Annotated in this window: 27 protein-coding genes and 1 riboswitch; of the genes, 14 read left to right on the top strand and 13 right to left on the bottom strand. The window is 50.3% G+C overall.

Annotated features, from left to right (window positions below; all coding sequences use genetic code 11):
* Positions 1 to 23: 23 nt before the first annotated feature.
* On the top strand, positions 24 to 1,094 hold the full coding sequence (gene xerS / locus CK797_RS05230; RefSeq protein WP_104688704.1) for a tyrosine recombinase XerS: 1,071 nt from the start codon (positions 24 to 26) through the stop codon (positions 1,092 to 1,094).
* Between the two features lie 32 nt (positions 1,095 to 1,126).
* On the opposite strand, the gene CK797_RS05235 is transcribed toward xerS, so the two are convergent.
* Positions 1,127 to 2,293 (bottom strand): mandelate racemase/muconate lactonizing enzyme family protein, encoded by a 1,167-nt coding sequence (locus CK797_RS05235; RefSeq protein ID WP_104688705.1) that lies wholly within the window; start codon positions 2,291 to 2,293, stop codon positions 1,127 to 1,129.
* Positions 2,283 to 3,323 (bottom strand): lipoate--protein ligase, encoded by a 1,041-nt coding sequence (locus CK797_RS05240; RefSeq protein WP_104688706.1) that lies wholly within the window; start codon positions 3,321 to 3,323, stop codon positions 2,283 to 2,285. Before CK797_RS05240 ends, CK797_RS05235 begins: the two co-directional genes overlap by 11 nt.
* Before the next feature lie 202 nt (positions 3,324 to 3,525).
* On the opposite strand from CK797_RS05240, the gene CK797_RS05245 reads away from it, so the two are divergent.
* From CK797_RS05245 to CK797_RS05265, 5 genes are all read left to right on the top strand, one after another.
* On the top strand, positions 3,526 to 4,383 hold the full coding sequence (locus tag CK797_RS05245; RefSeq protein WP_104688707.1) for a patatin family protein: 858 nt from the start codon (positions 3,526 to 3,528) through the stop codon (positions 4,381 to 4,383).
* A 26-nt stretch (positions 4,384 to 4,409) separates the two neighbouring features.
* Positions 4,410 to 4,515, top strand: a riboswitch (TPP riboswitch).
* Positions 4,516 to 4,572: 57 nt separating this feature from the next.
* Entirely contained in the window at positions 4,573 to 5,388 is an 816-nt protein-coding gene (gene thiM / locus CK797_RS05250; RefSeq protein WP_104688708.1) for a hydroxyethylthiazole kinase, read from the top strand.
* Positions 5,378 to 6,190: a bifunctional hydroxymethylpyrimidine kinase/phosphomethylpyrimidine kinase gene (gene thiD / locus CK797_RS05255; protein ID WP_104688709.1), complete on the top strand. Its 813-nt coding sequence runs from the start codon at positions 5,378 to 5,380 to the stop codon at positions 6,188 to 6,190. Before thiM ends, thiD begins: the two co-directional genes overlap by 11 nt.
* Before the next feature lie 2 nt (positions 6,191 to 6,192).
* Positions 6,193 to 6,846: a thiamine phosphate synthase gene (gene thiE, locus CK797_RS05260; protein WP_104688835.1), complete on the top strand. Its 654-nt coding sequence runs from the start codon at positions 6,193 to 6,195 to the stop codon at positions 6,844 to 6,846.
* A gap of 109 nt (positions 6,847 to 6,955) precedes the next feature.
* On the top strand, positions 6,956 to 7,300 hold the full coding sequence (locus CK797_RS05265) for a hypothetical protein (RefSeq protein ID WP_181049526.1): 345 nt from the start codon (positions 6,956 to 6,958) through the stop codon (positions 7,298 to 7,300).
* Between the two features lie 37 nt (positions 7,301 to 7,337).
* Here the strand turns inward: CK797_RS05265 and CK797_RS05270 are convergent, their stop codons facing one another.
* Complete coding sequence (locus CK797_RS05270; RefSeq protein WP_104688710.1) at positions 7,338 to 8,594, bottom strand: chloride channel protein; 1,257 nt, start codon at positions 8,592 to 8,594, stop codon at positions 7,338 to 7,340.
* A 145-nt stretch (positions 8,595 to 8,739) separates the two neighbouring features.
* Between CK797_RS05270 and CK797_RS05275 the strand changes: the two genes are divergently transcribed.
* A complete protein-coding gene (locus CK797_RS05275) occupies positions 8,740 to 9,378 on the top strand; it encodes a phosphatase PAP2 family protein (protein ID WP_104688711.1) in 639 nt (212 codons plus the stop codon).
* A gap of 59 nt (positions 9,379 to 9,437) precedes the next feature.
* Complete coding sequence (locus tag CK797_RS05280; protein ID WP_104688712.1) at positions 9,438 to 10,064, top strand: hypothetical protein; 627 nt, start codon at positions 9,438 to 9,440, stop codon at positions 10,062 to 10,064.
* Positions 10,065 to 10,233: 169 nt separating this feature from the next.
* On the opposite strand, the gene CK797_RS05285 is transcribed toward CK797_RS05280, so the two are convergent.
* The gene (locus tag CK797_RS05285; RefSeq protein WP_104688713.1) at positions 10,234 to 11,574 is read right to left on the bottom strand and encodes an FAD-dependent oxidoreductase; all 1,341 of its coding nucleotides are present in this window, start codon (positions 11,572 to 11,574) and stop codon (positions 10,234 to 10,236) included.
* A gap of 209 nt (positions 11,575 to 11,783) precedes the next feature.
* Here CK797_RS05285 and CK797_RS05290 point away from each other — a divergent pair, with 209 nt between their 5' ends.
* Positions 11,784 to 12,095, top strand: coding sequence for a hypothetical protein (locus CK797_RS05290; protein WP_104688714.1), 312 nt, complete (start codon positions 11,784 to 11,786; stop codon positions 12,093 to 12,095).
* 51 nt (positions 12,096 to 12,146) lie between these two features.
* Here CK797_RS05290 and preA read toward each other — a convergent pair whose 3' ends face one another.
* Both preA and CK797_RS05300 read right to left on the bottom strand, forming a co-directional pair.
* A complete protein-coding gene (preA, locus tag CK797_RS05295) occupies positions 12,147 to 13,436 on the bottom strand; it encodes an NAD-dependent dihydropyrimidine dehydrogenase subunit PreA (protein WP_104688715.1) in 1,290 nt (429 codons plus the stop codon).
* Positions 13,429 to 14,667: an FAD-dependent oxidoreductase gene (locus CK797_RS05300; RefSeq protein WP_104688716.1), complete on the bottom strand. Its 1,239-nt coding sequence runs from the start codon at positions 14,665 to 14,667 to the stop codon at positions 13,429 to 13,431. The genes preA and CK797_RS05300 overlap by 8 nt, the downstream gene beginning before the upstream one ends.
* A gap of 466 nt (positions 14,668 to 15,133) precedes the next feature.
* Here CK797_RS05300 and CK797_RS05305 point away from each other — a divergent pair, with 466 nt between their 5' ends.
* Both CK797_RS05305 and CK797_RS05310 read left to right on the top strand, forming a co-directional pair.
* Positions 15,134 to 16,000: a GRP family sugar transporter gene (locus CK797_RS05305; protein ID WP_104688717.1), complete on the top strand. Its 867-nt coding sequence runs from the start codon at positions 15,134 to 15,136 to the stop codon at positions 15,998 to 16,000.
* Positions 16,001 to 16,126: 126 nt separating this feature from the next.
* Positions 16,127 to 16,780: a LuxR C-terminal-related transcriptional regulator gene (locus tag CK797_RS05310; protein WP_104688718.1), complete on the top strand. Its 654-nt coding sequence runs from the start codon at positions 16,127 to 16,129 to the stop codon at positions 16,778 to 16,780.
* Positions 16,781 to 16,863: 83 nt separating this feature from the next.
* Here CK797_RS05310 and CK797_RS05315 read toward each other — a convergent pair whose 3' ends face one another.
* The 7 genes from CK797_RS05315 to sufC form a co-directional block, all read right to left on the bottom strand.
* Entirely contained in the window at positions 16,864 to 17,757 is an 894-nt protein-coding gene (locus tag CK797_RS05315) for a helix-turn-helix domain-containing protein (RefSeq protein ID WP_104688719.1), read from the bottom strand.
* A gap of 15 nt (positions 17,758 to 17,772) precedes the next feature.
* Positions 17,773 to 18,105 carry a metal-sulfur cluster assembly factor gene (locus tag CK797_RS05320; RefSeq protein ID WP_104688720.1) on the bottom strand — a complete coding sequence of 111 codons (333 nt, stop codon included), beginning with the start codon at positions 18,103 to 18,105 and terminating at the stop codon, positions 17,773 to 17,775.
* Positions 18,106 to 18,203: 98 nt separating this feature from the next.
* Complete coding sequence (gene sufB, locus CK797_RS05325; protein ID WP_104688721.1) at positions 18,204 to 19,613, bottom strand: Fe-S cluster assembly protein SufB; 1,410 nt, start codon at positions 19,611 to 19,613, stop codon at positions 18,204 to 18,206.
* Positions 19,606 to 20,067 (bottom strand): Fe-S cluster assembly sulfur transfer protein SufU, encoded by a 462-nt coding sequence (gene sufU, locus CK797_RS05330; RefSeq protein WP_104688722.1) that lies wholly within the window; start codon positions 20,065 to 20,067, stop codon positions 19,606 to 19,608. The genes sufB and sufU overlap by 8 nt, the downstream gene beginning before the upstream one ends.
* Complete coding sequence (locus tag CK797_RS05335; protein WP_104688723.1) at positions 20,054 to 21,292, bottom strand: cysteine desulfurase; 1,239 nt, start codon at positions 21,290 to 21,292, stop codon at positions 20,054 to 20,056. Before CK797_RS05335 ends, sufU begins: the two co-directional genes overlap by 14 nt.
* A complete protein-coding gene (gene sufD / locus CK797_RS05340) occupies positions 21,273 to 22,562 on the bottom strand; it encodes a Fe-S cluster assembly protein SufD (protein WP_104688724.1) in 1,290 nt (429 codons plus the stop codon). The genes CK797_RS05335 and sufD overlap by 20 nt, the downstream gene beginning before the upstream one ends.
* Positions 22,563 to 22,574: 12 nt before the next feature.
* The gene (gene sufC / locus CK797_RS05345) at positions 22,575 to 23,372 is read right to left on the bottom strand and encodes a Fe-S cluster assembly ATPase SufC (protein ID WP_104688725.1); all 798 of its coding nucleotides are present in this window, start codon (positions 23,370 to 23,372) and stop codon (positions 22,575 to 22,577) included.
* Positions 23,373 to 23,605: 233 nt separating this feature from the next.
* On the opposite strand from sufC, the gene CK797_RS05350 reads away from it, so the two are divergent.
* The 3 genes from CK797_RS05350 to CK797_RS05360 are packed head-to-tail and all read left to right on the top strand — an operon-like array spanning position 23,606 to position 25,970.
* The gene (locus CK797_RS05350; RefSeq protein ID WP_104688726.1) at positions 23,606 to 23,806 is read left to right on the top strand and encodes a FeoA family protein; all 201 of its coding nucleotides are present in this window, start codon (positions 23,606 to 23,608) and stop codon (positions 23,804 to 23,806) included.
* A 1-nt stretch (position 23,807) separates the two neighbouring features.
* The gene (feoB, locus tag CK797_RS05355; protein WP_104688727.1) at positions 23,808 to 25,796 is read left to right on the top strand and encodes a ferrous iron transport protein B; all 1,989 of its coding nucleotides are present in this window, start codon (positions 23,808 to 23,810) and stop codon (positions 25,794 to 25,796) included.
* A gap of 12 nt (positions 25,797 to 25,808) precedes the next feature.
* Positions 25,809 to 25,970, top strand: coding sequence for a FeoB-associated Cys-rich membrane protein (locus tag CK797_RS05360; protein ID WP_104688728.1), 162 nt, complete (start codon positions 25,809 to 25,811; stop codon positions 25,968 to 25,970).
* Positions 25,971 to 26,094: the final 124 nt, after the last annotated feature.

The following is a 26,094-nucleotide window of genomic DNA, read 5'->3' on the forward strand; positions in this document are numbered from 1 at the left end:
TCAAGGATAATGGAGTGAAAAGATTGGAAGCAGATAAGTACCTCAAACTAATCAATGTGGAATTGGCTAAACTCCCCGACTATGTCAACGAATACTACCTCGGAACCAGCCATGCCGTCACCACCACCTACCAGTACCTGACCGAGATCCGCCGCTTCTTCGACTGGCTACGAGTCAGCGGTCTGGTCAAGGCAGACGATAACCAGAGCATTCCCGTCGACGCCTTGGCCAAGCTGCGCCGCAATGATATCATGCTCTATATCGACCAGCTTGAGCACAGCACCAACGCCCAGGGACACCTGAACTCACCGACTTCGATCAACCGGTCTATCAACGCCCTGCGTTCCCTCTTCAAGTTTTTGACGGTCACCGCTGATGTTAAGGATGGCGAGCCCTACTTCTACCGTAACGTTATGCTGAAGATTGACTCGCTCAATGACACCAAGACCCTGAATTACCGGGCCCACACCCTAGCTTCACACATGTACCGGGGACAGATGAAGTTTGACTTCATCCACTTCATTGAAAACGAGTACCCGAAGCGATGCGATAAACGCGCCCGGCAACCATTTCAGCACAACCGGGAGCGCGACATCGCCATCATCACCCTGATCCTGGGTACCGGAGTCCGGGTCTCAGAGGCCGCCAACGTGAACCTAGGCGACCTCAACCTCAAACAGCTTCTGCTCGACGTCACCCGGAAAGGTGGTCAACGAGATTCCGTGCCAATTGCCCCCTGGGCCGTCCCCTACCTGAAGCGCTACCTGGCGATTCGAGCCCAGCGTTATCATGCCGTTAAAAAGGACGTTGCCTGCTTTTTGACCGTCTACCATGGTGAAACCCGACGGATGACCGCCAACTCAATTGAGCGAATGGTCAAGAAGTACTCAACCGCCTTCGGACATCCCCTGACCCCGCACAAACTTCGCCATACTCTTGCCTCAGAGCTCTACGACGTCACCAAGGACCAGGTCCTGGTGGCCCAGCAGTTGGGACAGAAGGGGACCTCAGCGACTGACCTTTATACCCACGTGGACCAGAAGCAGCAACGCCAGGCTCTCCAGGAGATTAGCGACCACCCTGACCAACACTAAAAAACTGCCGATCAGCTAGTCGGCAGTTTTTATTACTTAACAATCGTTGCGTGCGCATGCTTAATAGCCAGCGCACTTAATTCTTGGCCGATTCCCGGTCGGCTCGGTACCAGATACTGACCATCCCGTGGCTGATAGCGGTAACGGCCCGACTCATAGTTGGCAGCCTTGAGGTTGATCTCATGCTCCTCGTGTATCAAAAAATTGCTGCAAGCTGCCTCAAACTGCAATGCAGCCGCAGTCGCAATTGGGCTGCCACAAACGTGCAGCTGCAGACCGACACCATTTGCTGACGCCAGAGAAGCAATCTTGACAGCAGCAGTAATCCCGCCGCAAGTGCCCAGGTCGGGCTGAACCACCGCTACGTCCCGAATCAGTGACAGGTAGGTCTGCGGTCCAGCGAGGTGTTCGCCTACCGCCAAATCAGCCCCGGTCACCCGGGCAAGCTGGATCGTCTGCGCCGGGTCAATTGTCGGAAGCAGCTCTTCATAGTAGTCAATCTCCAGCGGGGTTAACCGTTGAATCAACTGTTGAGCTGAGCGCCGCGTTAGATTAGCGTGACAATCGATGATAATCCGTACATGAGGACCGACAGCGTGCCGAATTGCTGCGACCCGCTGGTAGTAGCAATCAAGTTGAGCCGGGCTTAGCAGATGCCGGTTGGGGAGCATGGAATGGCCGCGCTCCTGGGTAACAGGATCAACCTTGATGGCCAGGTATCCCGCGTCGACCGCTCGCTTAGCCAAACGAGCAAAATCATGTGGGGTGGTCACGTAGCGGGAAAACGGTCCCCACCCGTATTCAATGTGACTGGCATAGGCCGGCAGCTTTCGGTGCAGGCAGCCGCCCAACAGTTGATAGAGGGGCTGGTTAATACAACGCGCCTTCAAGTCCCAGAGGGCGGTGTCAAGGGCGCTAATGGCCGCGTAAATGCTGGTTCCGGAATTCTTTGCCCAAAAGGTATGCTCATAGAAATCCTGCCAAATAGCGTTGGTATTCCAGGGATCCTGACCAATGATCCGGGGCGCCAACTCTTTGATGGTGGCGGCAACCCCTGTAGCACCGGTGCCATAGGCAAGACCAGCTTCACCCCAGCCGGCCTGTCCCGTCGTCGTTTCAACCTTCACCACCACCGGATGCCAGATAGGCGCTAACTGCCCCCAGTTTAATTGAAATATGGTAACCTGCTTAATCGGCATGATCAGTCACCGCCTTAATAATCTTCGTGGTAATTTCCTGACTAGCACCTGCAACCAACAAGTCATCAAGTTTAGCCTGCTCCAGGGTGTTTTGAATCACCGCCTGCTCCAGCCGACAGCCATCAAGCCGTTTCTCCAGCTGATCAGCTACTGACTGGTCCATCGTAATCAGGTCACCATGAATCTTTACATCCATTAGGCAATTGTTCCGAATATTGAATCCCAGGCCAAAGCTGCCGATCCCGTGGAAGTAGGCATCGATATAGTAGTCCGTCAGCCCGCTACCGTAGATCCATTGGTGGGTGCCCAGCTTTTGTCTTGCTAAACGCTGGATATCTGCCCATTCATCATCAGTCAGTCGTCGCGTCTCAATATTAGGATTTGCCATTCGAACATGCTTAAGAATCAGTGCTTGCAGGTCATTGCGATCAAATCCCGGCTGCTTGATGAAAGGCTTAAGATTGGTAACCCGACTATGTACCGACTTAATCCCCTTATCGGCTAGTTTAGACTTTGATGGTGTCAAGACGGCGTTAGCCATAGCCGTATCAACGTCAAACATCAGGGTGCCGCCATAGAGAACCCGATCCTCTATCTGAGCAAAGGCCATCCCCGAAAACTTTTGGCCCTGATAGGTCAGGTCGTTGCGTCCAGTCTGCTGGGCGTCGATCCCTAGCTCATGCAGGGTATCCAAGATCGGCTGGATGTAGTGGGCAAACTTCGGTGTTTTGACCTTCTGCGCCGTGTCAATGTAAACAAAGGTCAGGTCCCCAGGGTCGACAAAGACCGCTCCACCACTCGGATTCCGTCGTACCAAACCAATCTGATGATCACGCAGGTAGGGAAAGTTTACCTCATGGTAGACATCCTGGTAATGGCCAAGAATCACCACGGGACCCATCGGGTGATAGAAATATAGCAACTCCTGGTCACGAAATTGGGGTGCTTTTTGTAGATAAACCGCTAAGGCCTCCGGAATTACCGGGTCCTTAAAATACTCTTCGTCAGCACTCGTATCAATATAAAGCATCTTATCCACCTCTTAGGTAAATTATAGGACTCTTTGGGTTAAACTGTTCAAAACAAATTAAGGTGTTCAGGCAAGTCAACCTTTATCATGCATGCTTTTATTTATTATCATCTTTTCTTCGGCAGGCTGTAATCAGTTATTACCCGCTAGCGCCCAATTATTGTATAATACTAACTAATACTTTTAAGGGAGCGTCGTTCAAATGTTATATAATGCAGCATTGGTCCTGGAAGGCGGGGCCTTTCGAGGACAGTACACCGCCGGGGTGGTTGATGCCTTCCTGGCCCACCACATTGAGTTTCGCAGTGTGATTGGGGTCTCGGCTGGGTCATTGTGCGGAGTTAACTTCGTTTCTAAGCAGTACGGTCGACCAGCAATGATTAATATCAACCACCGTCACGATCGTGATTACATCTCGATCACCCACCTTCTCCACCGGCAGAGCATCATCAATCTGGACTACCTGTTTGAAGATCACGGCTGGCAATGGTTGAACTTCAACGATGAGGCCTACCAACGGTCCTCCTCCCACTTTACGGCAGTCGCCACCCGTCTAACCGATGGCAAGGCGGTCACCTTCACCGACCCGGTCGGCGACGAGTTGACCCGGGTACTGAAGGCCTCCTCGTCGATGCCGATCATCTCCAAACCCCAGCGTACCAGCCAAGGACTTTGCATGGACGGCGGAGTAGCGGATTCCATCCCCTACGATATCGCCCAGCAGCAGGGCTTTAACAAAATTGTCATCGTCCGAACCCGGGACATCAACTACCGTAAGAAGCCGACCAGCCGCGCCGTGGCCCAGCTCTTGCGGCGCTACTATCCTGATTATCCGACTTTCGTCAAGGAAGCAATCAACCGACCGGCCAGCTATAATAAGCAAGTCGAGGAGATTAACCGTCGTAGTAAGGAAAAACAGTTTTTCACCATTGCCCCTCAGCATCCCGTCAAGGTCAGTCGGATCGAGGGCAACACCAAGAAGCTGTCGAAACTATATGAGACAGGCAAGCAGGAGACTAACCTCCTTTTGCCCCAATTAATTAAGTATCTGGACCGATAAGTGTTATACTTAGGTCAGTAATTGAACAATCGCATTAGGAGTGTCCGTGGACCGGACTGAGATACGCTCAGTAAGCGTGGATCCTAGAACCTGTGAGCCAGTACTCGCGTAGGGAAATGCATTCAGCAAAACCGGCAATCAGGGAATCGTGATTGCCGGTTTTCGTTTTTCAAAGGAAGTGTTTATGAAATGAAGATTACCAACCTGCCCGCTCACTTGATCGACCAGGTGCGGCAGAAAAATCCAGTTGTGCTGACGGTCGCCAACGATGTCACAGCCGGGAAGGTGGCGGATGCCCTGAGTGCCTGTGGAGTCTCACCAATCATGTCAAAGGCGCCGGAAGAGGCCCAGGCGATGGTCAGCTTGGCAGATGCCATCACTATCAACCTTGGCACCATTAACCAGTCCCAGCTCGCCTTGATTCGGGCAATCCTGGATGCCAACGCGGGTCGGCGTCCAGTCGTCCTTGATCCGGTCGCTGTTGGCAGTGCTGACTACCGGCTGACCATTGCTAATCAGCTGCTGAGTGACTACTACTTCAGCGTTATTCGGGGCAACGCCAGTGAGATTGCGGCCCTGGCTGGCTTCGCACCTGCTGGACATGGAATTGACGCCGGGAGTATACAATACGACCCGGTTCTGGTAGCCAAACAGTGTGCCCACCACTATCATACCTGTGTCCTGCTTACCGGGCGTACCGATGTCGTGACGGACGGCCAGGATGTCTTTCTTAACCCTACCGGCTCGTCAATGCTGACGGTCAACGTTGGTAGCGGGGATATGCTCTCCAGTCTCACTGCCGCCTACTTAACTGTCGGTGAAAGTCCCATCACCAGCAGTGCCGTAATAGCCACTGCTTTCAGCATGACTGGGGCAGCGGCGGCTCAGCATACACTCGGGCTCGGTCAGTGGCAGACCCGCTTCTTCGATGAACTCAGTCAGCTGACTAGCGAACGCTTTACCGCCCAGCTAACGCACGGAAAGGATGATAACAATGACCAATGATTTTCCCCAGGCCCTGACAATTGCGGGGACCGATAGTGGTGGTGGTGCCGGAATCGCCGCTGATTTTAAGACAATGCAGATGCGCCATGTTTTCGCAACCATGGTGGTAGTAGCGGTAACCGCCCAGAATACCCTGGGCGTCCAGGATGCCTTCCCGCTGCCAATCAAGATAATTGACGAGCAGTTTGCCTCCCTAGCCAGCGATCTAAAGATTCGGGCATGCAAGACGGGGATGCTAGCGGATGCTGACCATGTTCGAGCGGTGGTCCGGAACCTGAAAAAGTATGACTTTGGTCCGCTGACCGTCGATCCGGTAATGATTGCCAAGGGCGGTGCACCTCTGCTCAGCGAGGATGCCATCAGTGTGGTCCGAAACGAATTAATACCGCTGGCCGACCTAGTAACTCCTAACCTTCCTGAGGCAGAGAAGCTAACCGGAATGACCATCACTACTGAAAACGAGATGATCGCTGCCGGAAAGAAGCTCCAGACCCTAGGCGCCAAAAACGTTATCGTCAAAGGCGGCCACTTCAACAGTGCCGATGCAGCCAACGATTTTGTTCTCCTTGCTGATGGTCACCATTTCTGGATGACGGCATCCCGAGTAGCTACCCACAACACCCACGGGACTGGAGATACTATCTCAGCCTGCATCACGGCAGAACTAGCCAAGGGACATTCCATGGCGGAGGCTATCCGAACCGGCAAAGCCTATGTCGAGGCCACGATCCGCGACGGCATCAACGTCGGCCACGGCCACGGGCCCCTCAACCACTGGGCCCAGATCAAGGGGGATGACTGATGATGAAGTTTAATCCAAAGATTCTCCGCGTTTACCTAGTCGGCGGTACCCAAGACGTTGATAACGATCCCGAGCGCTTCCTGCACGACGTTGAAATTGCCCTGCAAGCCGGGGTCACTGCCTTTCAATACCGGGAAAAGGATGGATCCCAACTCAATCGGGCGGCAACCCTTAAGATGGCCTCCCTGCTACGCGAACTCACCCACCAATACCACGTTCCCTACTTTATCGATGATGACGAGGAACTCGCCCTACAAGTAGGCGCCGATGGGGTCCATGTTGGTCAGAAGGATCAGCGGATCGAAACGGTAATTCAGCGGGCAGGCGGCCAACTGATGATTGGCTATTCCTGCAACACCACGGACGAAATTGCCAAGGCCAATCAGTTGCCGGAGGTGGACTATGTGGGCGTCGGTCCGGTTTTCCCAACAAGTTCCAAAGCCGACGCCGATCCGGCTCTCGGCCTCAGCGAGCTGACCCGTCTAAATACAGTCAGCCATCACCCGGTTGTTGCCATCGGCGGAATCAGCCATGCCAACCTCGCCGCTACCCTCAAAGCAGGAGTAGCCGGAGTCGCTGTTATCTCAATGATTTTAGGCAGCTCAGATATCACTGGTACAGTCAAGAAAATGTGCGCAGCCTACGAAAAAAACTAGGCTGCAGGTCCAGGTTCATTTCTTTTTCCATCATCATAAAGGCAGCTGCCGAAACGGTAGACAAGAAAAATAGAATGCGCTAAATTAGGATGGTAAGGAGGAGAAAATGATGGCAGAAGACCAATATCAATACGATGATAACGGCTTTCGGGAGGATCTGAAGGACCGCGATGATGTCCTCCACCAGCCGGACGCTGACCGTTCGATATGGACGACTCAGGAGTTGGACTATAATCAGACGGTGGCGGTCCTAACCGGCAAGGAAGCCGTTAAACCAGAGATGCAGTTCAAGGACGACGTCTTAGATAAGGTTCGTCAGGAGCTGCCGAAGATTGACGACACGGCCGTTGACAAGGTCATTGAGGATAAGTATCAGCAGATCCTACTGGCCCGCTATAATGTTGACCAGGAGGAGAACGTCACCATCCACGATGACGACCACCAGCAAAAATAAAAATGGTGTCCATCTAATTTGACGGACACCATTTTTATTAAGCAAAAAAGGCCTTAGTCTGCAACCACTTTGACAGGGCAATTGAAATTGCCACTCCCATTGCCAATGGCAGGAAGGCAGAGAAGTTCAAATGACAAACCTCAAACAGCATGAACATCGCCATTAGCGGTGCCTGCTGGGAGGCCGCTAGCAAAAAGGCAGCACCGAGAACCGCTGCCTGAGCCATCGTGACCCCTGGAACAAGGCTGACGTATACCATTCCAGCAAAGGCGCCGATAACCGCCCCAACCGCAATTGATGGCGTCAGAACCCCACCGTAACCACCACACTTCATAACGAACAAGGTCACGAGCACTTTGGCCACCAGACCGAAAAGCAGTACCAAGATGACGGTCCTGCTGTGACCGGTCGTATTCATTGCCATTTGGGCCAGCCCCCGGCCATTTCCCATAATCTGGGGGAAGAAGGCTGCGATTCCACCGGTTACGGCGGCTATCGCTGGCAACTGGGCCAGGATATTAATCTTGGTCGTCCGGTGGGCCTTAGCCAGCCCAATATATTTTTTGAAGAGGGTGCCAAGAAAGCCGCAGACAAGTCCAAGGAAGAGCGCCAGCGGCAGAATCTGTAGTGAAAAGCTCTTGGACCCAACCAGGTAGTATGGCTGATAGCCCTTAACGATCGAACCGATCAGCGTCGCAATCACTGACATGGTCAGGCTGACGGCAATGACCCGAGCGTTGATCTTCTTGTATAAAAGTTCCATACAGAAAACGGCTCCGGTGATCGGTGCAATATAGACACCGGCAAACCCGGCACCAGCCGCAGCAGCAATAATCATTCGTCGGTCCTCAGCATCCAGATCCAAGAACTTGTTATCGCGGAAATGGTCTGCCCACTTTTGCGCCAGGGCTGCCCCAGCCTCACGAGGCGCCAATTCCCGACCAATAGAGTTACCGGTTCCCACAAAGAATATCTGGGTGTAGACGTGGATCATGGTCTTAATTAGTGGCATATGCTGCCCCGCAACAGTTTTGCCCAGCTTGACGGGCTTATAGTGACGCTGGAGGAGATACCAGATAATTGCGGCGATGATTCCCCCAATCAAGACCGAAGTAAATCGCCGCATCCCCCCAGCCGAGATATCGACAGGGATCAGATTGGTCTCCTGAAAGTGCAGGAACAATTTTTCGGTCAGATCCAGGGCCACACTGACCAGCAGAGAACTGAAACCGACGATAATGCCCAGGGCTACCGTTGCAATTGCTAGTGGAATGTTCTTTGTTATCTTTGCCATTTTTCTTCGCTCCAAACATTAGATTGAAAATCGATAATTATTTTAACATGTTTAGCCACAACTTACAGAACTATCCTTGTTTCATGCCCCTGTAAATCGTTATAATAGATGCAGTCTGACAAAATTCTAGGTGAAAATAATTAAAATGAAAAAGTATCGAAAACTGTTTATCGGGATTAGCTGCTGGCTGATCTTTGCCATTTTTCTCTGGGGAGTCTGGCAAAACCTTGGCTGGATCCACCGGCTTGACCAATTCGGTTACCAACTTCTCCAGCCCACAACGCCCCTGCGCACTCGGATATTCACGATGATTACCCACCTTGGTGATCCGCTTCTTCTCCTACCCCTGTCCCTAGTCGTCTTGGTCGGCTGCTGGTGGTGCCACCAGCGTGCTTGGGGGCTTCGGTTTGCCGGTCTCCAGCTCGTCGGTTACTGCCTGGTGATTGCCGTAAAATACAGCATTTTACGTCCCCGCCCTGATCACAAGTTAATTCCAGCAAATGGGTTTAGCTTTCCCAGCGGCCATACCTTCGCCACAACCGTCTTCGTTCTTGCAATCCTGACCCTGGTTTGGCCCCATCTCAGGCGGCACTGGCAACGAATTGCCAGTTCAATTCTGGCAATGGTCTGGATCTTTCTAGTGATGGCTTCCCGAGTTTACCTGCGCAATCACTACACTAGTGATGTCTTGGCCGGACTGTTCCTAGGCACGGGCTGGTGGTTGCTAGCCACCAGTACCCTGGACCGTTTCGTCGTTATCCGTCACCGTCAAATCGGCGGTTGAAAACGTTTGACAAGTCGGTATAATTACTTATGAATGAGAATATAATTGGAGGAACTGGCATGAAGAGCCGATTTAAGATTGGAATACTTTTTACGGTTGGCTTCACCCTGCTGCTTGGTTTACTTTGGACCAGTCTGGTCGCCGCAGATCGGGTGGCAACCGAACCCAGCACCAGCCAGAGCATCAAGAATAATGCTCCAGCAGACGACAGCAGTGCAGCTAGCAGTCAGGATAGCAACACAAGTAAGGCTGTGACGTCAGGAACCGACACCAAACCTGGCAAGGCTACCAAAAATGGTCAAAGCACGGTTGACCGTTCCGAAAATAACCCAAACGCCACCAGTACCAGCACCAAGGCAGACAGCCATTCAAGTTCAAGTAGCGCCGTCTCCGCAAATAGCAACAGTCAGACAACGGCTACGATTACCGTACCGGTCGTCAGCAGTAGTGACCAGCAGACAGCGGACCAGGTAGTCACGAGCGAGTCTGACAACAACATCGATACTAAGCACGTTAAGAAAGTAACCCTAACAACGCCAAGTGACTGTCGGCTGAGTAAGCACCAGGATCTTGACCGACTCGCCTCACTGCCCCAAACTGGAAAGGAGACCCTGCTCTTAACCGGTGGGGTCGTCTCCCTGGTCTTGATGCCAGCAGTCATAATAATTTTTAATACCCTCGTCTAGGGACACTTAAGTTACAACGGTACATTTGGATCATAAAAACGGCCAACAGAAAGCAAATGCTCTCTGCTGGCCGTTTCACATAAGTAGGTAGGCAATCACTACCTACTTTGTATTTTAACAATCATTTTATATTTATACAATAGTAACTATGTATATTAAGACAGGTAGGCTATTTTGTTGCTTTGGCCACTGCCTGCTGACCAAGGAGGTTAATGAAGTTAAATGGCCGGTCAAAGTTTGGCTGGAAGAGCATATCAACCATTGCCATGAAATCAATCGTATTCCGGTTCTGAATCATTACCGAAACTGCATTGGCGTACATGGAAATGTCATAGCTGCTCATGAACTGGGCCCCGAGGATCTGGTTATTACTCCGGTCCCAGACTACCGTTCCGATAACCTCAGCATTGGTCGGCATGAACTCCGGACGATAGTTATCCGTAAACGTAACGGCATCGGCATCGAAACCGGCTACCTTAGCGCTGGCTAGGGTCATTCCCGTCGAGGCCATCGCGTGATCGTAGAGCTGGAGGCCAGACGTCGATTGGGTCCCCATGTAGGTCATCGTATTGCCGAAAAGGTTTGTCCCAGCGATGACTCCCTGCCGAACCGCATTAGTGGCCAACGGGACGTAGGCCTCCTGATTAGTTGGGTTGTAATGTACTGCCACCGCATCACCGGCCCCGTATACGTCAGGATCCGAAGTCTGCATGTAGGCATTGGTCTTGATAGAGCCATCCTGGTTGAACTCTAGCTGACCCTTGAAGAGTCCGGTATTAGGCCGGAAACCAATACAGAGAATGGCCATGTCGGCGGGGTAACTCCCCTTATTGGTGTTGACCGTAACTCCATGACCATTAGCTTCAAATCCAGCTACCATCTCGTCAAAGGCTAGTTTAACGTTATGGTCTTCAAAATCCTTGGTAACGATGTCTGTGTATTTGGCATCATAGTACTTGCTAAGCAGACGGTCGTTACCATCAATCAGGGTCACGTTCTTGCCCTGTTTGCTGTAGGCCTCAACCAGTTCAACACCGATGTAGCCACCACCGATAACCACAATGTTCTTAGCATCCTGGGCAACCTCAAACAATTTCTTGGCGTGGTTATAGTTCTTGCAGAGGTAAACGTTAGGGTTATCAATCCCTGGTAAGCCAGGGATGATCGGCCAAGATCCCGTAGTAACCATCAGTTTATCGTAATGGTCCTCACTGGTAGCTCCGGTATTAAGATCCTTGACCGTCAGCGACTTATTCTTCAGGTCAACATGAGTCACCTCATGCTCCAGTTTAACGTTGGCTCCCAGCTTAGTCAGAATCTCCGGGCTGGAATAGAACATATCGTCAATGTTCTTAGTAACCCCACCGAGATAGGTTGCAATCCCACACGACAGGAACGAAACATTGTCGTTCTTTTCGTAAATAGTTACCTCAGCATCAGGATGATTGCTTAACACTTGATTAGCAGTGATAGTACCGGCATGTGTACAACCAACGATAATGATCTTCATTTGCAAAGCCTCCTAAACTTAAGCAGATACGGACTGTCTGTCCATGATTGCGTTACCATGTTCATTATAACAAAGCAGTCTATAAAATGGTACTATTTGCTTTCGATTTTCTACTATCATCCGATAATCACTTGTTAAATGATTGATGTTGCCAAGCAGGCAAAAGACCAGTAAAGTAGAATATGATCATTATTGAAGGAGTACTAATTATGGAACAATTTTTTCTGATTACCCTTACTGCAATCTTTATCATTGAGAGTTTCGTTGAAATCCGCTACTTTGCTCAGATCCGGAATATCTTTGTCCAATCTGGCCGGGTAACCCCTACTAAACGAGTCCAACGCATCATCAAGATCGAGAGTATGTGGTCTTGGATCTCGTGGATCTTTCTTTTTCTCCTCTTTGTTCTTCCCGATTTCTACACGATGTTGGTAATCTGCGTGATCACCCTGATCGAAACCTGGGTTGTCTATGAACTTTATAACGCGCGTAACTACATCCAAAAGATCAACAATAAGTAATCAAAAAAGATCAGTCAAAAAATAGCTGATCTTTTTTATTACTTAGACTGATTATTTGGCTTCTGCCGGACGGTAGGTGTGCAGGCGTTGAGAACCGACATTGATCTTGCTTGGGTCGCCTTCCCGGCCCGGCTTCATCTCAACAATCCCTAGCTTGATGGCACCAACTGGGCAAACCAACGCACATAATTGGCAACCAACACACTTGTCCTTATCGAAGACTGGCAGACGCTTATCGCCGTCCCAACTCAGTGCCTGGTGGGCGCCGTCTTGACAGGAAATGACACAACGACCACAGCCGATACACTTATCCCAGTCAATCTTTGGGTAAACCTTGTAGTTACGGTTCAATTGGTTGGTAGGAAGGATGTTCTTATTAGCCAGACCAACCAGTTCACTCAGGTGGTCAACACCCTGTTCTTCCATGTAGTGCATCAGACCGTTCTTCATATCCTCAACGACCCGATAACCGTACTGCATGACGGCAGTGGTTACTTGGAGGGTTGTAGCCCCCATCAGAATAAACTCAGCAGCGTCTTCCCAGGTTTCAATACCACCGATTCCCGAGATTGGCAGTTGTTCCAAACCAGCAGCGGAACGAAGCTGTTGCAGGAACCGAAGGGCAATTGGCTTAACTCCCTTGCCGGACAAGCCAGATACGGAAGACTTGCCGTCGATGTTTGGCAGACCGACATGCTTGTCCAGGTCAACGTTGGCAACGGACTTAACAGTGTTAATCAGTGAGAAGCCAGCCGCACCGCCCTCAAGGCAAGCCTTGACAATAGGAACCATTGACGTGATGTTTGGCGTCATCTTAGGCATAATCGGCAGGCTGCTGCCCTTCCGTACGGCGATAACATCCTGCTTACACAATGCTGGGTTGGTACCAACATCGGACCCCATCTTGTGTGAGGTCATCTGTGGACATGACAGGTTCATTTCAATGATATCGGCACCGGCTTCTTCAACCCGCTTGGCCAGATAAGTCCATTCATCATCGTTTTCACCCATGATTGAGGCAATCAGCACCTTATTCGGGTATTCTTCCTTCAACCGCTTCATGTCGGCTAAATCCTGCTCCAGAGGGTGCTCAGAAAGCTGCTCCATGTTTTTAAAGGCAACAAAAGGAGTATCTTCCTTAGTTAATTCATCAAACCGTGGTGAAACTTCATCGATCACGAAACGGTCCGTTGAAACAGTCTTATAGACAATTCCGCCCCAACCAGCATCATATGCCCGTTTGCACATCTCGTAACAGTTGTCGACTGGCGATGAAGACAAGCAGAATGGGTTTTCAAAATGAACCCCTAAAAAGTCGACTGATAGATCTTTTTTAATCATTGTTTTGTCCTCCTAATACACGATCGATTTCCTCGGCAACTTCCTTACCTTTTTGTACGGCTACAACAACCGTCTTGTCGCCATCGACAATATCACCGGTTGCAAATACCTTAGGATCCTTGGTGTGGTAGCGAGCTTCCCGGAACGGGATTTCATTGTGCTGAATGTCGATATCTAAGCCATCAGCATCAACTTTCTGACCAACCGCCAGAATAATCTTGTCGGCCGTGATGGTCAGCTCACTATCGATCTTACGGTGCTTGAAGGTGGCCCGGTTCTGGTGAACCTCCTTTGGCTCGTAGCCATCGATAATCGTCACGCCAGCCTTTTGGGCACCCGCCAGTTCCTTCTTGGAGGCCCGGAACTCGTCGAATTCCTCGTAGACAACGTCCGTAACGTGCGGAACATCCAGCTTCTTCAGGGTCGTGACAACGTCCATCGCAACGTCACCACCACCGATAACCAGCACATTATCTGGAACATCGATGTTTCCCTTATTTTCCTTGGCCCGGGCCAGGAACGAGATAGCGGATTCTGTGCAGATATTGTGTTCAAACATCGGGATTGTCTTGGCAGCACTGGCACCGATGGCAACGATTACGGCATTGTACTTGGCCTTCAGTTCATCCATCGTGATGTCCTTGCCGACCGTCACATTGTAGTTAATCTTGGCCCCAAGGTTAACAATCCGCTGGACCTCGTAGTCGACAATCTCTTCTGGCAGCCGGTATTCTGGAATCCCGTAGGTCAGGTAACCGCCGGCCTTAACCTGCTTTTCGTAAATATCAACGGCATAACCCTTCTGCCGCAGGGTCGTCGCTGCTTGCAGGCCAGCCGGGCCACTACCAATGATAGCAACACTCATGCCGTTGTCCTTACCGGCATGCAGGATCTGCATGTTTTCCTTGCGTTCCATGTCAGTAACGTAACGCTGAATCCCGCTGATATCGATTGGACCATCGATCTTGGCACGGGTACATGCCTTTTCACAGTAGCGTTCCGTTGGGCAAACCCGGGCACAAATGGCCCCCAGGGCGTTGTTCTCCCGGATAGTTTCGGCCGCCCCCTTAACGTTACGGAAACGAACACTCCGGATAAACTTAGCTGGGTTAGTGTGGGCAGGACAAGCCTTGGAACATGGGGCATCTTCACATAAGAGACAACGTGCTGCTTCCTGCATCACCGTTGACATTGTGTAGCCCTTTGGCTCTTGGTTATATTTTGAAGTCATCAGGATAACCTCCTCAAGTTACTAGGTATCAAAACAATTTAGTGATTAACGTCACTTACTACACTATTAATGATACATTTCAATCGCTTCCATAAGAATTAGGGAAATCCCCATGTATAAACGCTGTTATATTCCATCTATATTTATTTTACTATATACAAAAATCATATTAACGATCAGACCGTTATCCTCTATCCAAAAATGGTCTACCTAGTAAATCCCAATAATATCAGTAATCTATAGCGGATTTTAGATAATTGACATATATAATAGCACAGTAATTAATCCCGAATTATAACTACTATCGGAATATTTTTTCTTACTTTAATCACCGGCCTTTCTTCGGTAAATCACTCTAACTTATAACAGTATTTATATTTAACTTGATTTTGTGAATATTCAAACTTATACTTTTAATTGTAAGCGCCGTCAATAATTCTTCGATAGTTAAAAGGATGGTGATATTATGTCTATTACAGATATCTTAATAGCCCTGGTTCCTGCATTTGGCCTTGGTTTTCAAGTCATTAGCATGCAGCTAATTGGTGGTAAATATACCAATAAGGTAATGGGGATGGCGCTTACCACCTTACTGGTCGGAATTGTCGTCTTCTTCATCCGGCCACCGCACATCACTCCCGGTTTGCTGATCGGCTCAGCACTATGTGGAATTGGCTTTAGTGTTGGTATTATTCTTCAGATCAAGAGTTTTGACCTGGTTGGGGTCACAATGACAATGCCAATTTCTGTTGGTGAGCAGCTAGTCGGGACCGCCCTGGTGGGGGCAATCTGTTTCCACGAATGGACTACCGCGACCCAGTGGATGCTGGGGATCGGTGCCCTGGCATTGATCATCGGCGGAATTGCCATGACTGCTTACCATGAGAAAGGTGGTGGCGCCGGGACCAACGTCAAGAAAGGGATGATTTACCTCCTGATTTCTTCGCTTGGGTTCATTGCCTACGCCTCCTTCCCGACCGCCTTCCACCTCGACGGCTGGGAAATGATTCCCCCACAGGCAGTCGCAATCTTCATTACCATCTTCATCATGGTCGCCTTCCAAAAGGGCAACGATATGTGGAAGATCAAAACCTGGGAGAACATGATTACAGGTGTTTGTTTTGCATTTGGTAATCTTGGGATCATCTTCTCCAACGCCATCAACGGGGTGGCGGTTGGTTATACCTTCTCACAGTTAAACGTAATCATCTCGACACTGGGCGGATTCCTAATCCTCCACGAGGTCAAGACCAAGAAGGAAACCACCTTCACAATGATTGGTCTGGCGCTCGTTGTTATCGGGGCCATTATGATTGGAATTACCAAACAGTAGCATAAAAGGAAGCATGTGATGCTTCCTTTTTTTGCTGCTATTAAAGGATTATAATAAGGGGTGATAAAGAGGCTGGCGAGAAAACAGATTTTTCTCCCAGCCTCGGTGACGTAAGGATGTGCAAGAGTGAAAAACGTATTGATTGCGGATAACCACGCGATTGTCCGCCTGGGCCTGAACACCCTGCTTGACTCACTTTCTGATTTTCAAGTGATCTGCCAGGTTGACAACGGCGTCGATGCTTACATGCAAATTGAGCAAGGAAACGTAGATATCCTGATTTCCGGTCTGGCAATGCCACCAGGCGAAAGCGGCTTGCTGACAACTAAAAGGGTTCATGATGCTTTCCCCAATGTTCAGATCATGATTCTTTCAGGCTGCGAAGATCAGTCCTTAATTAACCAGGCAATCCATAACGGGGCAAAGTCTTATATCTTCAAGAGTTCCCCCACCAGTGAGATTGTAACCGGTCTGTACCATCTGGCAAACGGTGAGCGTTACCTCGACAACAATATCATGATCACCAAGCAGGACCTTGCGGAGATCAACTATGGCAATACAGCAATCGACATGGCTGGTTACCAGGGGCTTTCCAAACGGGAACGGGAGCTCTTCCCTTTTATTGCCCTCGGCTATTCCAATAAGGAAATCGCCAAGAAGCTGTTTATTTCAACAAAGACTGTTGAAGCTCATAAGGCCAGCATTATGCGGAAACTGGCCCTGGATAATCAAGCAGCGCTAATTCGCTACGCTGTTCATCATCACCTGATTAATTTTTAAAATGACAAAGCGACTGGAAGAAAACAGTATTTTCTTTCAGTCGCTTGTATTTTTAGGTATTGCAGCGTCATGGTCTATTCCGACTATGAACGGTGTTTGATCTCCTTATGATAGTTATTACGGACAGCCGCAACCTGAACCTGAACCACGCTATTACGGTTGAAACGGGCAAATACCATCGCCTCATCTAGCAACTGGTCAACCGCATCAGTTGACATCCCAGCAGCAATTGCATTATTAGCCAGTAACAGCTTGATCCGAGGCATGAAATAGGTAACGTGGTTAGTCGCACAGATATTGATGGTCTCCGTCAACACCCGGTCACTGATCGCCAAGCGATGGTTAAGGGCGTGATACTCCGCAGCATAATACATCATTGAGATAATCCGGAGATAGCGTTCCTTGCTCGTATGTGCCCATTTGCCGTTGGCATTTGCTTGGAGGTAGTTGATCACCTTAGCAAAGAAAAAGTCCGCCTGATCCATCGACCCCTGGCGAGCATATAGGACCCCCGAGCCTAGGTAAGCCAGCTGTGAGTAAATCGTCTGATGACGCTCGTCTAGCTCCTCTAGAATCTTTGTAAAGTTAAACAAAGCTGCGGACCCCGGCTGGTTAGTTAGTGTGGCCAGCATCCCACGCAGGTAGTAGTATTGCATACGGTCCTGAGATGCTGTCAGGGTGGTTGCATCCAGTTGGTCAAGCTGCTTTAGGGCCTGGGGAAAGTGTTCTGCCATCAAATTCTCCTCAATGCCATTCAGGGTTGCTCGCAGATAGCAGACGGTCGTCTCGTCGTCGCGGTTAAGGTCATCAATGGTCAGCCCCAACCGCCGACAGAGTTGGTCAAGGATACTTAGCGACGGTACTTTCCCGTTGTTTTCAAACTTACTCAGGGTTGATTGTGTACAGATTCCCTGACTAAGGGCTATCTGCGAGTAGCCAAGGGCCTTGCGCTGACGGATAAACTTCTTGATATCCATGTGATTTCCTCCTGGCTAACCATGGATTCCCAAGGCAATCTTGGCAAACCGGCTCATTCGTGAGATATCCCAGACGGGCTCCCAAACAAGGTTGATCTTGCAGCTTGTAACGCCGTCAACGCTCATCACTGCTGCCGTAATCTTCTCGTTCAAAACATCACCGAGCGGACAGCCCATCGTCGTCAAGGTCATTGTCACGGTACAGTTGCCGTCATCATCAACCTTGACATCATAAATCAGCCCCAGGTTGACCAAGTCAATCCCTAATTCCGGGTCAATCACCTTTTCTAGGGCATCCATGACCTTGTTTTCGATTGGCGAAAATGGTACTGCTTCTTCATCTGCCATCGTTTCTTCCCTCCATTTCAAAACAATCATTATCCCAAAAAGCGGCTTGGTGCCTGCGGAAATTGCGCCGCCAGGTATCAAAAGCCGCTCAGTTTTTATTAACCGATTGAGCCTTCCATCTCAAAGCTGATCAAGCGGTTTAATTCAACCGCGTACTCCATCGGTAGTTGCTTGGTGAATGGTTCCACGAAGCCCATAATGATCATCTCGGTGGCCTTGGCCTCGGAAATTCCCCGACTCATCAAGTAGTATAGTTGCTCTTCTGAAATCTTAGAGACCTTGGCCTCATGTTCCATGGCCACGTGTGAATTATCAATTTCATTGTACGGAATCGTATCCGACGATGATTGATCATCCATAATAATGGTATCACATTCAACATGACCCTTGGAACCATCAGAATGCTTGCCAAATCGTACCGTCCCCCGGTAGTCCGTTGAGCCACCGGTCTTGGCAATTGACTTGGAAACAATAGAACTCGACGTATTCGGGGCATTATGAATCATCCGGGCACCAGAGTCCTGGTGGATTCCATTGCTGGCTACGGCGATCGAAAGCATCGTGCCCCGGGCACCCTCACCGTTGAGGTAGACACTCGGGTACTTCATGGTGACCTTAGAACCGAGGTTACCATCAACCCACTCCATAGTGGCATTTTCGGCCGCGGCCGCACGCTTGGTTTCAAGACTGTAGACGTTATCTGACCAATTCTGAATGGTCGTGTAACGACAGTAGGCATCTTTGCAGACATTGACCTCAACGACTGCGGCGTGCAGGCTATCAGACGAATAGTTTGGCGCGGTACAGCCTTCGACGTAGTCAACACTGGCCCCTTCGTCAACAATGATTAGGGTCCGTTCAAACTGCCCAGTATTCTCCGCGTTTAACCGGAAGTAAGACTGGATTGGTGTCTTTACCTTGACCCCTTTTGGTACATAGATAAAGGAACCACCAGACCAAACAGCAGCGTTTAAAGCCGCAAATTTATTGTCAGTCGGTTGTACAAGTTTGCCAAACCACTTCTTGAAGAGGTCTGGATACTCTTTAAGGGCCGTATCAGTGTCGGTGAAGATGATACCGAGCTTAGCGAAGTCTTTCTTCATGTTATGGTAAACCACCTCAGACTCGTACTGCGCCGAGGCCCCCGCCAAGTATTTACGTTCGGCTTGGGGAACCCCCAGTCGGTCGAAGGTCTTCTTGAGGTCTTCGGGAACGTCCTTCCAATCCCTGAACTTCTTATCAGTCATCTTCTGGTAGTAGAGCATATCCTTAAGATCCAATCCAGACAGGTCTGGACCAAACTTCGGCATATCCAGTTTCTTGTAGATATGGTAGGCTTTCAGGCGGTAATCTAACATCCACTGCGGTTCGTGCTTCTCAGCAGAAATCTGGCGAACGATTTCCTCAGTAAGCCCCCGCCCGGTTGAATATACCGGCTTGACATCGTCATGAAAACCGTATTCGTAGTTTTCGTCTTTAACGATGCTTGCTGCTGTTTCTTTACTCATTGTTATCCTCCTCATCACTTTGCTTCAATAGTGCCCGCTGTAATGCCCACCATGACAAGGTGGCACACTTGATCCGGGCCGGGAACTCCATGATACTGGTCAGAATCTGGGCATCGCCAAGCTGGGCAAGCTCCGATGCTGAGCGTTGTTTACCAATCGCCATGTCGGAAAAGATCTTGGCCATCGCCAGGGCCTGCTCCGTAGTCTTTCCCTTGACGGCGTCGGTCATCATACTGGCTGAGGCCTGGCTGATCGTACATCCTTCCCCGGTATAGGCAATATCCTCGATCTTATTATCAGCAACTTTGACCTGCAAGTTAATCGTGTCACCACAGGTCGGGTTGTGCAGGGTCATCGCGTTGGTGGACGTTGGCAGCTCCCCCTTGTTGTGCGGGTGGTTAGCGTGGTCTAAGATCACTTCCCGATATAATCCATTTAATTTAGAAAGTCCCACCGTTAAAGAACTCCTTTGTCTCTTTGATTGCTTTGATTAACTGATCGGCATCGCTCTTCGTGTTGTAGAAGTAGAAGCTGGCCCGGGCAGTTGCTGTCAAGCCCAGTTCTTCCATCAGCGGCTGAGCGCAGTGGTGGCCGGCACGGACCGCTACCCCATCCATATCAAGAGCCGTAGCGACGTCGTGGGGGTGCAGGTTGGCCATGTTAAAGGCAATCACCCCCGTATGTTGACTGGGATCCTGAGGGCCATAGACCGTCACGTATGGTAGGGCCGTCAGCTTAGGCAGGACGTAATCAACCAGTTTCTGTTCCTGAGCCTGAACATTAGCCATCCCCAGGGACTGCAGGTAGTCGATTGCGGTACCCAGTCCCACGGCTCCGGCAACGTTTTGGGTTCCCGCCTCAAACTTGAGTGGGATATCCGCCCAGGTACTGCGATCGCGATGAACATCACTGATCATCTCACCACCGTACTGGTACGGTGGCATGGCCCGCAGGAGGCTGGCCTTGCCATAAAGGACCCCGATCCCCATCGGACTCATCATCTTATGGCCGGAAAAGGCATAAAAATCAACATCGAGGTTGCGAACATCAACCGGCATGTGTGGGGCCGCCTGGGCACCATCGCCAACGATGATTGCCCCGTGCTGATGTGCCAAAGCTGCCAGTTCCTTGAGCGGGGTTACGGTCCCTAAGACGTTGCTGGCGTGAGCGACAGCCACGATCTTGGTCTTGTCGGTAATCTTCTGCCGGGCATCCGCCATGTCGAGCTGCCCCTGATCGGTGAGACCGATGTACTTAAGGGTGGCGTGCTTACGCAGGGCCAACTGTTGCCACGGGATCAAGTTGCTGTGGTGTTCCATAATCGAGATAACAATCTCATCACCAGCCTCAATATTGGCCTCCCCATAAGTAGCAGCGACCAAGTTCAATCCATCCGTGCACCCCTTGGTAAAGACGATCTCATCACTGGATTGGGCGTTGATGAAATGCTGGACCTTACTCCGGGCGTCTTCGTAATCTTTCGTTGCCCGCTCGGCCAGGGTATGGACACCCCGGTGGACGTTAGCGTTGTCGTGTTCATAGAAATCCTGCAGGGCGGATAAAACCTGGCGCGGCCGTTGCGCGGTGGCCGCGTTATCCAGGTAGGCCAACCGTTCATCGTTGACCCGTTGCTTGAGGATCGGAAAATCGGCTAGAACATCATTGATACTGTAAGCCATCGGCGAGCTTCCTTTCTAGAATATCGACCATTTTGCTTTGCACATCCTTCGATGGAATGGCGGATAAGACCGCCCCCAAAAAGCCCCGGATAACCATTCGCTGAGCCTGTGGACGGGGAATACCCCGGCTCATCAGGTAGTACATCTGGTGCGGGTCGACGGGACCAACGCTGGCGGCGTGACCGGCTTCAACATCGTTCTCGTCAATTAGCAGGATCGGGTTGGCATCCCCACGAGCCTGTGGCGACATGATCAATACCCGGTTCTGCTGGTCGGCTTTGGAACCATGGGCACCATGAATGATCTGCCCAATCCCGTTAAAGATCAACTCTGACCGCTCCATGATGACTCCCCGCTGGTTGATCAACCCGGTCGTATGCTTGCCATGATTGGTAACCCGGTTATTGATACCAACCCGCTGCTTGCCAGTGGTGACCGCAATCATCTTGGAATTAGCGTAACCACCCTCACCAAGTAGTTCGGAGTCCATATCACCGACCGTATCACCGTCGTTCATGACACCAACCGCCCATTCTACGTGAGCGTCTCGGCCGATGTCAGCCCGGCGTTTGAAGTAGGTATGGGTGTGGGCCCCTAATTCGTCCAGGGATGAGAAATCAATCTCACTGTTATCCCGAGCAATCAACTCGATCATCATATTGGCCGGATTATCATGATCACCGACCGATGAAAGGTGTTGGATAAACTTGATCTGGCTACCCTGGTCGGCAATGACCAGGATGTGCGATATCAACGGTTCGTCCTGGGTGTTATCCTGGATCAATTCCGCCTCAATTGGCTTTTCCACCACCACGTTCTTTGGAACATAGAGGAACAGCCCGGCATTTAAGTAAGCCTGATGATAGGCCGTCAACAGGTTCTCCTCAGGCTTAATAGCGGACATGTAATACTTGTCGAACAGGTCGGCGTGATCGCGGGCGGCCGTGAAGATATCGGTTAAGACGATCCCCTGATCCCGGAGATGCTGGGGAATGTCCAGGCGAACGGTGCTCTGACCGAACTGGGTCACTCGGATTACCTCATCATCTGGCTGGGCAGTCGGCAAGGCGTCTGGGGATGATGGGCACCAGTTTAGTGGCCGATCCTTGATCAGTGGCCAGTCCTGAAACTTAAAGCGCTGCATCCGCGGTAACCGGAGCTTGCTCATCAGTTCTAGGCCCTGTAACCGACGTTTGCGAAATGTTGCTGGTTCATTGTTTTGCTGGCTGGCAGCCGTTAGCTGTGCCTGCTTTTGATTCTCATTCATCATGGCAGCGGCCCCCTAGTCTTCATCATCGACAAGTTTGATGTTAAGCCCCAGTTCATCCCGCAGGCCAGCGTAACCTTCATCTTCCAGCTTTTTGGCCAATTCAGGGCCGCCCGTCTTAACAATCCGACCATCCATCATAACGTGAACCGTATCAGGAACGATGTAGTTTAATAGGCGCTGATAGTGGGTAATAATCAGGGAGCCAAAGTTGTCGCCACGCATCGAATTAACCCCTTTAGATACGACTTTCAGAGCATCAATATCCAGTCCAGAGTCAATCTCATCGAGCAGGGCAAAACTTGGTTCAATCATCAATAACTGCAGAATCTCGTTCCGCTTCTTTTCACCACCAGAGAAGCCCTCGTTCAGGTACCGCTCCGTCATGGATTCACTCATATCTAACAATTTGAGATTCTTGTCTAGCTTCTTGATGAAGTCCATAACTGAAATCTGACCATCTTCTGGGCGACGAGCGTTAATGGCCGCCCGCAGGAATTCAGCGTTAGTTACTCCCTGAATCTCAGCCGGGTACTGCATTGCCAGGAACAATCCCTTCCGCGCCCGCTCATCAACCGGCATTTTGAGAATACTTTCCCCGTTCAGTAAGATATCTCCCTGGGTAACATGGTAGCTTGGCTGACCCATGATCGTCTGAGACAGAGTTGACTTACCGGTACCATTCGGCCCCATGATTGCATGAATCTCACCGGTCTTCATCTTCAGGTTGACTCCCTTGAGGATCTCCTTTTCCTGCTTTTTTTCCTCATCCTGAACAGAAACGTGTAGGTCTTTAACTTCTAGCGTCGCCATAAAATATTCCTCCTGGCATAATAATTATTCTCAACAACCGATAAAAAAATATAATTACGGTCGTTTACAAGAACGTGAACTGTTTTACAAAACCATTATATCCGAATACTTATAATAATAAAATAGGCAATTTATATTTTTGAAACGCTTCCTTGCTTTAAAAATAGTGTGTATAATAAAACTATAACTTTATATTAATAATATATTTTGAGAATATTCAAGGGGAAATTATTATGTCAAAGCAATATATTCTACATTCATTTGCGGGCATTAACCAGCCAACGGTCATCCGGCTTCACAACCTTGGCCTCTGCGAAGGTTGTCCAATCAAGGTTATCCAGCGCTATCCCTTTCACGGACCAGTAATCATTGAAGCCGACCACCAACGAATCGGGCTCCGTTACCATGTCTTCGCTTGTTTAGCGGGGGATTAAGATGGCAACCGTTGCACTAATTGGAAATCCAAATACCGGTAAGACCACCCTTTTCAATTCACTGACCGATCGGTATGAATACGTCGGCAACTGGACTGGAGTTACCGTGGAGAAGAAGCAGGGCCTGCTCAAGGGGACCGACGTTACCATCATCGACCTACCAGGGGTTTACTCATTAGATCCCCTTACCAAGGATGAGGCGGTTGTGGCAGACTATCTAATGCACAACCAGCCCAACATGATCTTAAATGTCACCAACGCTAGCCAATTACGGCGTAACCTATTGCTGACCATTGAGGTCCTGGAGCTGGGCTACCCGGTAATCCTCGTGCTCAACATGATTGATGACCTCCGCCGCACCGGATATGACTATGATCTTGGGGTTTTGAAACAGCGCCTTTGCTGTCCAGTGGTTACCACAAATGCACGCAGCCACAAAGGAATCACAGCTGTCCGTGACCAGGTCCGCCACTGTGAGCAACAAACCGCTACTCCCCTCGTCCTGCAATATCCGCCACGAGTAAAGCAGGCGATTCACGATGCGGCCACCGCGCTGGTGAAGGACTACGGCTACTCACGATCACTGGCCCGCTGGCTAGCAATCCAGTTCATCGACAAGAATAAGGTGGTGCGAGAATATGCCCGCCGCCACCATCTTACCCCACTCATCAGTCAACAAAACACCTTCGATAAGGCTAAACTGGCTGATCAGCTGTTTGAGACCCGGCTAGCCTTCATCGAACAAACGCTGAAGGATGCCCGGCGAAACATCGCTGGCAGCCATCACCCTCAGTTCACCAGTCGCATTGACCGGATCGTCACCCACCCGATACTAGGCCTGCCGATCTTTGCCCTGATCTTCTTTTTGATGTTCAAAGTCTCCTTTGATTGGGTGGGAACGCCCCTGTCCAACCTGCTAGACCAGTTTCTCTCCGGACCAGTCTCTACGACAGCTGATAATCTGCTTATCCAGGCCGGAGCCATCCCTGCCTTACGTTCCTTGGTAGTCAATGGGATTATCGCCGGGGTTGGCGGAGTACTAACCTTCATTCCCCAGATCTTCATGCTCTTTGCCTGCATTTCTCTGCTTGAGGATTCGGGCTACATGGCCCGGGCCGCACTGGTCACTGACCGAGTAATGCAGCTGATCGGGCTCAATGGGAAGTCCTTCATCCCCCTAATCATTGGTTTTGGCTGCAACGTCACCGGAATTATGGCCGCCCGGACAATTGAACAGCCTAAGGAGCGCCTGGTTACCACCTTAATCATGCCGTTCATGAGTTGCTCAGCCCGCCTGCCGATCTACAGTCTGGTGGTGGCGGCCTTCTTCCCGCATCACCAGGCCCTAATTATTCTCTCAGTCTACTTTCTGGGAATCGTAATCGCCCTGCTGATGGCTAAGCTCTACCAATTGATCTTTCACATGAAGGATAGTTCAGTCTTTGTGATTGAGCTTCCTCAGTACCACCTTCCCCGCATTGACATTATCTGGCATGGGACCTGGGATAAGGGCAAGGGCTTCATTCGCAAGGCTGGCACCATCATCTTTGCGGGTACTGTCTTAATCTGGGTACTATCAAGCTTTGGGACGACTGGATTCGTCACCGATTCTACCCATAGTTTTGCCGCCGACCTCGGTCGGGCCCTGGTGCCCGTCTTTGCGCCGCTGGGGATCGTCCAATGGCAGGCAATCAGCGCCCTCTTCACCGGTGTCCTCGCCAAGGAGGTTATCACGGCCAGCATGATGGTGATGTTTCATACCAGTAGCAAGGCGGTCCTCGTGGCTGCCCTCGGCCAGTTCGTCTCGCCGGTCGCTGCCTACGCCCTGTTGGTATTTATCCTACTCTACGCTCCATGTTTTGCCACTTTGGCCACTATTAAACAGGAAACCGGCTCCGTAAAGTGGATGCTTTATTCCGCATTCTCCAGCCTGGTCATCGCCTACCTGATTGCTTTATTAATATTCCAGGTCGGTTCACTCATCTTCTAGGGAGGCAGCATCATGAAGTTGCTAATCAATCTATTGATCATTATTGCTATCGTTGCTTTGGCAGTCTACCAGATCTACCGGCATTTTCGGTCGAGTAGGCAGGGAAAGTGCGCCGCCTGCGAGTATGATTGTGAAATCAAGCGGCTAGCCAAGCATCGGCCGCCATCAGACTAAAAAGTTCTTCATTGAAACACCCCCATAGTTGGACAAAACAATCCTACTATGGGGGTTTTAGTATGATTAAATTTAGTTTGACAGCTAACAAACCTCTGAATATAATTTCAAAAGGATAAGATTT

This window comes from Limosilactobacillus pontis (assembly GCF_002940945.1).
GTDB classification, from domain to species: Bacteria; Bacillota; Bacilli; order Lactobacillales; family Lactobacillaceae; genus Limosilactobacillus; species Limosilactobacillus pontis_A.